General features: G+C 36.9%; 3 pseudogenes. 1 reads left to right on the plus strand and 2 read right to left on the minus strand.

Annotated elements, in window-relative coordinates:
* Nucleotides 1-133: 133 nt before the first annotated feature.
* Together CWATDRAFT_RS31340 and CWATDRAFT_RS31345 are read right to left on the minus strand one after the other, a co-directional pair.
* A pseudogene (locus CWATDRAFT_RS31340) lies at nucleotides 134-1206 on the minus strand (glucose-1-phosphate thymidylyltransferase).
* Nucleotides 1207-1507: 301 nt separating this feature from the next.
* Nucleotides 1508-1687 (minus strand): annotated as a pseudogene (locus CWATDRAFT_RS31345) (NF041680 family putative transposase); the annotation flags it as partial.
* 63 nt (nucleotides 1688-1750) lie between these two features.
* Between CWATDRAFT_RS31345 and CWATDRAFT_RS31350 the strand changes: the two are divergent.
* A pseudogene (locus CWATDRAFT_RS31350) lies at nucleotides 1751-2050 on the plus strand (helix-turn-helix domain-containing protein); the annotation flags it as partial.
* Nucleotides 2051-2143: the final 93 nt, after the last annotated feature.

Below are 2143 nucleotides of genomic sequence, written 5' to 3' on the forward strand. Positions count from 1 at the left end.
GTGATGCTGGATTAAGTATTGACGAATTTAAACAACTTTTATGACTTATCATCACGAGTATTATTTTCCGCAATAAACTCTCAGAAAAGGTGAGCAGCGATCGCTAATCTTGTAGCGATCGCTATCAAATCAATTAAACTAATTCAACATGAGAATCATCTCCTACCATAAATCTTAAAGCTTTTGGTCGTTGAGGTGCCATTTCTGATTTAGCCCTTTCTCCAATCAAACTATCAACAATTCTTTGATCAATTTCTAAAATTTGTGCGCTTTCTAATAAAACACTGTGTTCAATGTCTGCATCAACTAAAGTGCATTTATCACCAATACTGGTATAAGGACCAATAAAACAATTTTCAATGTGGCAATTTTCCCCAATAATAACAGGACCGCGAATGGTACTATTAATAATTGTTGTGTTCCCTTTTATATTTACCCGACCACTTATTTTACTCTTATCATCAATATTTCCTGCTTTATCTATGGTTAAATTGGTATCTAAGATAATACGATTTGCCTCTAATAAATCGTCCTTTTTCCCTGTATCTAACCACCAACCTTGTAGTTGTACTGATTCAACGATTTTATCGCTATTAATTAGTTCTTGAATGGCATCGGTAATTTCTAATTCTCCTCTAGGTGATGGTTGAATATTATCAATAGCTTGATGAACAGCAGGAGAGAAGAAGTAAACCCCAACTAATGCCAAATTTGATGGTGGGTTTTTGGGCTTTTCAACTAACTTTAATACTCGTCCTTTTCGTCTACCACAGCTACACCAAAAGCTGTAGGATTAGAAACAGAACGTAACAAAATTAATTCGTCCAAGTGCTGATTTTTAAACTTATCTAAAAAGACATTAATATCATCTTGAATTAAGTTATCTCCCAAATACATAATAAAGGGAGAATCTCCTAAAAAGGGTCGTCCTATTTTTACCGCATGGGCTAACCCTAAAGGTTCGTCTTGTAATATATATGTAATATTGGCTCCAAACTGTTCGCCTGAGCCAGTTTTTCTCCGTATTTCCTCCCCTGTTTCGGGACTAATAATAATACCAATTTCGGTAATTCCTGCCTTGACAATTGACTCGATTCCATACCATAAAATAGGTTTATTGGCAACAGGTACTAATTGTTTTGCACCTGTATGGGTAAGGGGTCTGAGTCTGGTTCCTTTTCCACCGGAAAGAATTAATGCTTTCATGATTGTATTTAGTAATTGTGTTTAGAGGATAAGATTTTGCCATGCTTAACTTAGTTTATCACTTTCAGGAAATTTCCAAGCATCTACCCTTCTATTGATTAACTCAAATAATTTTTCATTTTCTTCTTCATAAACTTTATAGAGTTTTTCAATTACTTCCTTGCTTACTGAATTGGACTTTGGACAAAAAAAAGTTTGTTAGCGTATATTTTACGCTAAACTAAAATCCCAAAATATCGGCTCTGTATCAGTCAATAAAATTGGCTGACAAATAGGGCTAATCTATAGATTCTGAGGAAAACTAAGGAGCTTTTAAGTTTTCAGTTGATTTTTTGCTCCCTTTCTTGATAACATCATGACGAGTTCGTGGGGCTTTTTTGTAACCTTTAATACGTCCGGAAGAAAAACCTCGACGTTTGGGAAATTTGGCGAAAGTCCCCAAGGTCGTAATTATTCTTGAAAAGTCTCTTTGAACTAGACTAATGCAGCTTGGCGAAAGTAATCCACCAGATTTTTACAGAAACTTTCGTAACTAGCCACGACAATGTGTTTCAATGAAACTAACGGAAGAATCTCGAAGTTGATGTCCATGATAAAAGCATTGCCAATTAACCTCTCCAACCTACAGAAAACAGTACTCCAACAAATAGTGAGAGGGACAACAAACCCCTATCGCCTTGTTAGACGAGCCAAGCTAATCTTAGCCGCAGCATCAGGAGAGAGCAATAGTTCGATTAGTCGAAGATTAGAATTAGACCGAGTACAAGTGCGTCAGTGGCGATCGCGATGGTTAGAGGAGAGAAAACAACTGAGTGCCGCCGAAGAACAACCGGTACGGGGAAAGCTTAATGGTCTGATCAAGGAATTTTAAGCATCGGCCAGACTTGAACACAAATCTTTACGGCCGACAATAGCCGATTGTGAATCGTCTGTAGGG

The organism is Crocosphaera watsonii WH 8501 (assembly GCF_000167195.1).
In the GTDB taxonomy this organism is placed as follows: Bacteria; Cyanobacteriota; Cyanobacteriia; order Cyanobacteriales; family Microcystaceae; genus Crocosphaera; species Crocosphaera watsonii.